The organism is Caballeronia terrestris (assembly GCF_001544515.1).
GTDB classification, from domain to species: domain Bacteria; phylum Pseudomonadota; class Gammaproteobacteria; order Burkholderiales; family Burkholderiaceae; genus Caballeronia; species Caballeronia terrestris.
The window spans coordinates 21,393-28,970 of the sequence record NZ_FCOL02000060.1 but is presented as its reverse complement, the minus strand read 5'-3'; the positions used below and the strand labels follow the sequence as shown (position 1 = coordinate 28,970).

Below are 7,578 nucleotides of genomic sequence, written 5' to 3'. Positions count from 1 at the left end.
TGGCAGGTGTTACCAACGCGATGAACATCATTGATGGGCTAAATGGCCTCGCCTCGATCATTGCCATCCTGATCTTCGCCTCGATTGGCTATGTCGCCGTCGGCGTAAATGACTGGCTGGTTGCCAGCGTAGCATTCACCATGATCGGGGCAATTGGAGGCTTCGCCGTGTGGAACTTCCCATCGGCGGCTGTCTTCATGGGGGATGGGGGAGCGTACTTTGTGGGCTTCGTTATGGCTGAACTTCTCGTGCTCTTGATTTCCCGTCACCCAAATGTGAGCGCTTTCTACGCTATTGTCGTAATGTACCCGGCATTCGAGACGCTCTTCTCCATATACCGGCGCAAGTACATTCGAGCCCATCCCGTCGATGCTCCCGATGGGCTTCATCTGCACACACTCATCTACAAGCGAGTCGGCCGAAAAGGCAGCGACTTTGCCGATCCCCAGTATCGCACCCGTCGCAACTCGATAAGCGCGATTTACCTTTGGGTTCTCAGTCTCGTCACCATCGTCCCCGCGACGTTCTTTTGGCACGTGCCGTATGTTCTTGTGGTAGCAGCGCTTGCTTTCGTGAGCCTTTACCTCTGGCTTTATGTCGCCATCGTCAGGTTTAAAACGCCAGGTTGGATGATTCTTCCCATGACGTCGATTCGGCCCGCCCCTCGCGCCCAACGGCCACCACCGGCCCCTGACCAGTCCCACTAGCCATAGCCCCTCAGTGCAGCAGTTCCGATTCGCGAGGAACAGGTGGCATTTTTGTGATGAAAAATCGAGCGTTGTCGTGCACCGGCTGAAGTTCAACTAACCGGAGACTATATGAATGCGCGGAAAGTCATCCTCTTTGCTAACACGGACTGGTATCTCTATCACTTCCGGCTATCGCTCGCCAGCAGGCTTCGAGATGAGGGCTATGATGTTGTTCTGCTATCCCCAGGAGGGGCCTATGGATCCATGCTTTTGGAACTGGGCTTTCGTTGGCAGTCCGTTCCTATGCAGCGTCGCAGCCTCAATCCACTTCGGGAACTTCTGCTTGTCAGATGGCTCGTTCGATTTTTCTTGAAAGAGCATCCTGAAATTGTCCATGGGTTCACCATCAAGGGGGCGGTCTACGGTTCGATTGCGGCGAAACTGGCCGGTGTGCCAGTGCGGGTCAACGCAATCGATGGCATGGGATACGTCTTTACTAGTAATTCCCCTAAGGCGCGCTTCCTGCGCCCGATGGTACGACGGGTAATGCGTTCCGCGTTTCAGGGGACGGCAAGCGCGCTGATTCTGCAAAATTCAGATGACATGATGTTTTTCAGAGAATCGAAGATTGTCGATGAGCGGTCGATGCGGCTAATAAGGGGCGCCGGTGTCGATTTCAACAGATTTGTTCCTCGCCCCGAGCCCATACGCGATCAAGTCCAACCACTGCGCGTCCTCCTGGCAGCGCGCTTGATTTGGGAAAAAGGGATCGGTGAGTACGTAGAAGCGGCGCGAATTCTCAAAGACGAGAACCGCTCTATCCGGTTCCTACTCGCTGGCTCCCCCGATAAAGGTAATCCCGCTGCGGTAGAGACGCGGCTTGTCCGAGGCTGGTCTGAAGAAGGACTACTCGAATGGCTAGGCCACGTGGACGACATGCGATCACTGCTGTCAAACGTCGACGTGGTGGTGCTTCCCAGCTATTATCGAGAAGGCTTGCCTACCACGCTCGTCGAAGGAGCCGCTTGTGCCCTGCCGCTCATCACGACGGACGGACCCGGCTGCCGTGAGGTAGTGAGTTGCAACGGGACAGATGGCTTGATTGTGCCTCCGCGCGACGCCCGTGCGCTGGCCGATGCAATTCGACTACTCGACCAGGACCGCGCACTCTGCCGCAAGCTCGGTCTTGCAGCGCGCGAAAAAGGATTGAGCGAATTTGACGAAGCCGTTGTCCTCGACAAGATGCTCGCCCTCTATCAAGAACTCTGCTCGTTCCATGAACTGCCTCAGCTTATTCGGCCCGAGTGTGCACGCTCGTGACGGCGTGTCGTGCGCCGATTTGTCAAGCGCTGCATGCGCGATCGATTGACTACACTGGAGTCGGCCTGGAATGGACACCCTGTTCCCTATAGCGTCCGGACAACCCACCGATCCAGCAGGTGACTTCGGACTTTCAACATCCAAATTCCTTACTATAATCACTCCCACTTTCAATCGAGTTGAGTGGCTCCCGCGGCTCTATAAAAGCCTCAAGTCCCAGTCCGTTCGCGACTTTGAATGGCTTATTGTTGACGATGGCAGTTCCGATGAAACACCTGATTTTTGTTCGGCCGTTATCCAAGAAGCGGCCTTTGCGGTTCGCGTTATTAGGAAGGCGAACGGCGGCAAGCACACGGCTTTAAACGCTGGCATAGCCGCCGTCGTGACCGAACTGATCTTTATCGTCGATAGTGACGACTATCTGACGCCGAATGCGGTATCGCGCATCCAGGAAGTCTGGAGCAGGTACAAAGGTGAGGGCCGATCCGGTATCAGTTTCATGCGCGGGACGAGCGAAGAGGAGCCACTCGGACATCGATTTCCGCGTGACAATGAAGTCTCGTCCTACATCGAGATGAGGTTCAATCGAGGCATAAAAGGTGACAAGGCAGAGATCTATCGAAGCGACGTGCTAAAGAGATTTCGCTTTCCAGAATTCAAAGGAGAGAAGTTTCTTGCTGAAGACGCTGTCTGGGCGCCAATCGGTCTTCAGTATCAGATGGTCCATATAAATGAAATTATATACGTTGGCAACTATCTGGAAGCGGGGCTAACCGCAGGTGGAAAATCATTTATGCTTAGGTGTCCAAATGGAGCGATAGAAAGCGTCAAATGGTTTCTTTCTCGCAAGGTTCGCATGAGGGTTCGCGCGCCCATGGCCTGGCGATATCTCGCATATGGTTTATTTGCGAAACGTCCGCTGATCGAGCACATCTGCTCCAGCGAACTTCCGCTGTTCGTAACGAGCCAAATTCCTGGAGGCTTGGCGCTGTACGTCTATTGGCGGCACAAGTTTCGTAATGAAATAGCGAACGCCAGCGGGCAGCAGGTCAGAACGCCTAAGGCGGCAAATAAATAGCGGAGAACGCGCACACGTGTGCGCGTTCGGCATAGCTCATGCACGAACGCGCACACCGCAACGCTGCAAGATCAAGCACCCCTAGTGTAAATAGTCACTTGTCAGTTGACGATCTTTGGGTTGGTCACAGACACCGTCGGACCGGCTTGATCCCAGTCCGCGTATAAGTACGCCTGATTCAGCGGCCTGTTCCAGACGGGGCTAGCACTTGTGATCGAGCCGGTCACGACATATCCGTTGAGTCGCAGAGCCTGCACCGAGTACGCGCATACCTTGCTCGAAACATCCGTATGACCGGTGATGCTGATATTCACATTTTTCTTCGTCGGCCCAGCGAATGCAGAAAGCCAGATCTGGATACCTGGGCCTGAACAGTTCTTGCTCGTAGGGTTGACAATCTTTATGTTTTCGAGAACGGTGGCACTATTGTCCGGCTCGATGTCAAGACCCGCGCCGGGTGCCGTTCCGCCAATATTCTCCCAGATCGGGCTGTTGAGAACCAGACCGCTTACGCTGCCGATCGACATGCCCTGACGGCGACAGCCAATTGCATGGTGATTATTGATGGTGATATTTTTACTATATGCATTGCTTCCCGAACAGCTATTGTCGAGATAAATGCCGTCGCCCCAACAGTTGATTGTAGTGGGCGACTCGATAGTCAGGTTTGTTGCGCCGTTGATCGAGATCGCCATCCCCCACTCGCCAGTGTTCGACGCGTTAAGTTCCTTGCTGCCATCGAGATATGCGTTCTCGATAATCACGCCATCCACGTCCCACACCCGGATCATTTGATACGCCTCGGCGTTGTATGGAAGGAGCTTGATCGACGCGCCCGGGGCGAAGCGAATGTGGCTCTTGCCGCGGAGGTCCAATCCCTTCATATCGATACGGCTTTGCCCAGTTATCATCAGGATTTGACCCACTGATCCGTCGATCGCCGCCTGCAGAGCGGCACGGTCGTTGGTCTTACCATCTCCCTTGACCCCGAACGACGTATCTAGCAGTACGCCGTAAGCGGTGTTCGTTCGCGGGTCACGCGTTCCTATCGCTGTCCACGGGCTGCCATTCCTGTACCAAGTACCGGCCGAGTTCTGCGCGTAGATCGCACCGCCATACCAGAGGATTAGCGTCAGGGGCTTAGGCGAACCTGTCGCAACCGACGCACCGTTTTTAGTCACGCGATTGTTGACCAATGTCCAAGTGCTCCCCGCACTGTCGACAATCGACGCAGCCGATGGAATGGCCGTACCGTCCGGGGAAGCCGCCCTCGCTGCCTTAACCACGCTATCTGCGACCGCACTGCTATCACCGCCGCCGCAGGCTGTGAGGGCAGCGCTTCCAGCTCCTGCCATCAATAATGATAGAAAATTCCGACGTGAAGGCAAGAACTCGGCGCCGAGGCGTCGTGATTCGGTAATTTGTGCATCCTTAAAATCAAATTTGTAGGATTGCATAGCTATTTGTGCCGATAAACTTAGAAGAGCGTGAGTATATCGGCAGAAACGCTGGCAAAAATTAACAGAATGTAACAAAATGAAATAGACAATCGGAATTGGTCGTCAACGTACGATTCATCGTATCTGTTCTGGTTTTGTCTGTATTTTGCGGTCGCGATAAAAAGCTACATGGATCGCCGAGCCACGCATTGGCCCGATCAGGGCCACTTATGCCTAGCGTTTTGTCTTATCTTAGAAAAACGTCAACAGGTGGTGTCTTAGATAAACAACGCATGTCATGTAAAACACCTCAGGCAACATGCCGGCTGTTTGTTTTGTCGCTGGCTGGTCGGCGACGGTAGATTTCGACATTCATCTCGAAGGCCGTCGGATGATGGAATGATGGACAAGCCGGTCATTGCAGCGACAGTCATGCCGGGATCGGGAACAAGCCATTCCATCCCAAGAACGGCTGGTTGGTCGTGATCGGCAGGCTGCGGCATCTCGCTTCTTTCGACGATCAGTTCGAACAGCACGCTAGTTCAGCCCGGTCCTTTCTGGCATAGGACTCAAAATGATCAGGTCGAAGCGGTCGAGCTTGGCAAGATCTAAAGGCAATTGCAGTCTGACGTGCAGCTTGCAGCTCTGCACGATTTCTAGTCCGCGTGAGCAGCACGCGGTAACCGACGTCGATCAGCACGTGTCCGATGACTAAGACCCGGGGGTAGCGAGTTCTTCGCCGAATCAGTACTGCGGCGTTTGATGAGCGAGGGCATCAAATTTCGACCGATTCCGCCACGCTCGCCGCACCTCAATAGCAAGGTCGAGCGTTCGCAACTGACTGATCTAAATGAGTTCTGGTTCCACCACGCCCCGACCGAGGACGAGATTGACAAGCGAACTGAGGAGTGGCAGTTCGACTACAACTGGCGCCGCCCGAAAAGTGCGGAAACTGACCGCCATCGACACCCGTCGATCGTATCGCAGAAGTGGGCGAAATCACGCCTCTCTCGGAGCAGGTGCAAGTGCCTACGACGAACTGAAAGAGCGAATTCGGCATCGCGAATGGCGAGTCGACAAGACCCTTGCCGAACATCATCGGCGCGTGCTTGAACTCGCATCACCTAACGGAGCCACGAACTCAAGCACGCCCAGAAAACGGCCCTCAAGAAAGTGAAAGGATGTCTGTGAATCGCACAGATCAAGACGGCCGCCATGACGCTCACCGTGTGTTGGAACTTCAGGAAACCGGATTAGAAGCGACGAAGTTCTTGAACTTCGCGTATGCCGGGTTCTTCGTCATCCCGTCTGCCTGGATCAATCCATAGTCGGAATCGATTAAGCAATACATCATCACCGACTGAATGTTGTACTTGTCCTTCAGTGACCGATACTCGGTCAGCGCGGTGGTCACATAGTCCGCTGCGGCTTGCCCCGAATCCTTGCCCCAGGTCCAGCCCCATTCCGTGATCCAAATTGGCTTGCCGAACGAATTTTTGAGCACCTGCAGAACGTCCAGGCATGCACTGTTTTTCCAGCCGCACAGAATGTCGCCCGAGCTGTGATACCAGTGATAAGTCGTGAAATCCCAGCGCACGAGTGCGGCTCCAGATTGACCCTGCGCTGTGCCGTTCGGGGTGACGCCGTTCCATAGCATCTGCAGCGCGCCGTAGGCGAGCGGAATGCCGACATTGACGCCGCAGTTTATCGAGGAGTCAACCGCCTTCACTCCGTCCATCATGCCGCGAATCACACCGCGGAACGAGGGCCACATAGCCGGATTCCAATCGTAGAAGTTGCTACCGTCGCCGCTGAGCTTCATGCCATCGTCAAGCTCATTGCCGCACTCGATGTATTTCACGAGTCCCTTAAGCGGCGTTGTGACACGCACGGCGAGTGCATAGCCAAGCGAATATGCCGCCGACTCTGAACCGTTCGGGTCCCAATTGGCCGACCGCGGGTTGATCACCGGGAGAATAGCGACACCACTGCCGGAAAACGCGCCCTTTAGCGCGTTGGCGAGATACGTCGCCATTCCAACATCGGCCACGTCGCAACGATAGTTGGTAACGCCAAGGTCCTTGAGCAGCGCCAGTTGGGAGGTGGGCGACATAGTATTGTAGATTCCGCTGCCCCAGGCCATATGGCCGTTCATGCCGTAGAAGAGCGGTGCCGCAGCAGCGGACGCCTTTGCGCGCGGGTCAAGCGTCCCGATTAAGGTCCACGGACTGCCGTTCTTGAACCAGGAGCCGGCCGAATTTTGCGCGTAGATCACGCCGCCATACCAGAGGAGCAGGGTCATCGGCACGGGCGAACCGGTCGAAGTCGACGCACCATTCTTGGTTACGTGATTGTTGATCAACGTCCAAGTGTTACCCGCGTTGTCGGTAATCGACGTAGCTGACGGAATCGTCGCGCCGTCGGGCGAGGCCGTGCGGCCCGCAGCCTTTGCTACGCTGGTCGAATCCGAACTGGAAGCGGCCTCCCCTGCACCACCGCAAGCAGCCAGTGTCGCGCTGCTTGCACCGGCCATCAGCAGAGAAAGGAAATGTCGACGTGAAAAAGAGGGCCTACTAGGGTCGAAAGAATATTTTTTGGTAGTTTCGACTTGTTTGGCGGGAAAGCCGAATGGTTTCATAGGTCGTTTGTGCTGACTTACTCGGAGATGCGAGTATATTCAACACATAACTACCGACATCGTAACAAAATGTAACGATAAACAAAAAAGTAAGTTCACTGTCAACTATTATTATATTACGAATAAATGATGTATTTTGTGGGGGCGAGAAGTAAATATTCCCCTACGCTGCGTCAAAATTTCATTAACTGATGTACAAATGACACAAAAACTTCAGTCGACAACGCTCGTGCCCTACTCTCGGCAAATCATTCCAGATGCGAAAGAGACACGCATGAATCCTCCTATTTCGTGGCCGAAATTACGAATTCCATATTGCGACAGACATGATTTGCGTGAACCTTCGAACCCGCGGCTTCCAAGAAATGAGTTAAAAGGGCCGTCAAGCGCCATCTGGAGTAGATGAACCCGAAA

At 54.3% G+C, this 7,578-nt stretch carries 5 protein-coding genes and 2 pseudogenes; 4 read left to right on the top strand and 3 right to left on the bottom strand.

The window, feature by feature from the left end:
* The 3 genes and pseudogenes from AWB67_RS28800 to AWB67_RS28790 all read left to right on the top strand — a co-directional run.
* Positions 1-707: pseudogene (locus AWB67_RS28800) on the top strand (glycosyltransferase); the annotation flags it as partial.
* Positions 708-818: 111 nt separating this feature from the next.
* Positions 819-2,009 carry a glycosyltransferase family 4 protein gene (locus tag AWB67_RS28795; RefSeq protein ID WP_087659593.1) on the top strand — a complete coding sequence of 397 codons (1,191 nt, stop codon included), beginning with the start codon at positions 819-821 and terminating at the stop codon, positions 2,007-2,009.
* Between the two features lie 70 nt (positions 2,010-2,079).
* Positions 2,080-3,087: a glycosyltransferase family 2 protein gene (locus tag AWB67_RS28790; protein WP_087659592.1), complete on the top strand. Its 1,008-nt coding sequence runs from the start codon at positions 2,080-2,082 to the stop codon at positions 3,085-3,087.
* Positions 3,088-3,188: 101 nt separating this feature from the next.
* On the opposite strand, the gene AWB67_RS28785 is transcribed toward AWB67_RS28790, so the two are convergent.
* Positions 3,189-4,544 (bottom strand): glycoside hydrolase family protein, encoded by a 1,356-nt coding sequence (locus AWB67_RS28785; protein ID WP_235025374.1) that lies wholly within the window; start codon positions 4,542-4,544, stop codon positions 3,189-3,191.
* 278 nt (positions 4,545-4,822) lie between these two features.
* Positions 4,823-5,062 carry a hypothetical protein gene (locus tag AWB67_RS41500; protein WP_200822331.1) on the bottom strand — a complete coding sequence of 80 codons (240 nt, stop codon included), beginning with the start codon at positions 5,060-5,062 and terminating at the stop codon, positions 4,823-4,825.
* A gap of 187 nt (positions 5,063-5,249) precedes the next feature.
* On the opposite strand from AWB67_RS41500, the pseudogene AWB67_RS28780 reads away from it, so the two are divergent.
* Positions 5,250-5,703 (top strand): annotated as a pseudogene (locus AWB67_RS28780) (integrase core domain-containing protein); the annotation flags it as partial.
* Between the two features lie 63 nt (positions 5,704-5,766).
* Here the strand turns inward: AWB67_RS28780 and AWB67_RS28775 are convergent.
* Positions 5,767-7,164: a glycosyl hydrolase gene (locus AWB67_RS28775; RefSeq protein ID WP_087659591.1), complete on the bottom strand. Its 1,398-nt coding sequence runs from the start codon at positions 7,162-7,164 to the stop codon at positions 5,767-5,769.
* Positions 7,165-7,578: the final 414 nt, after the last annotated feature.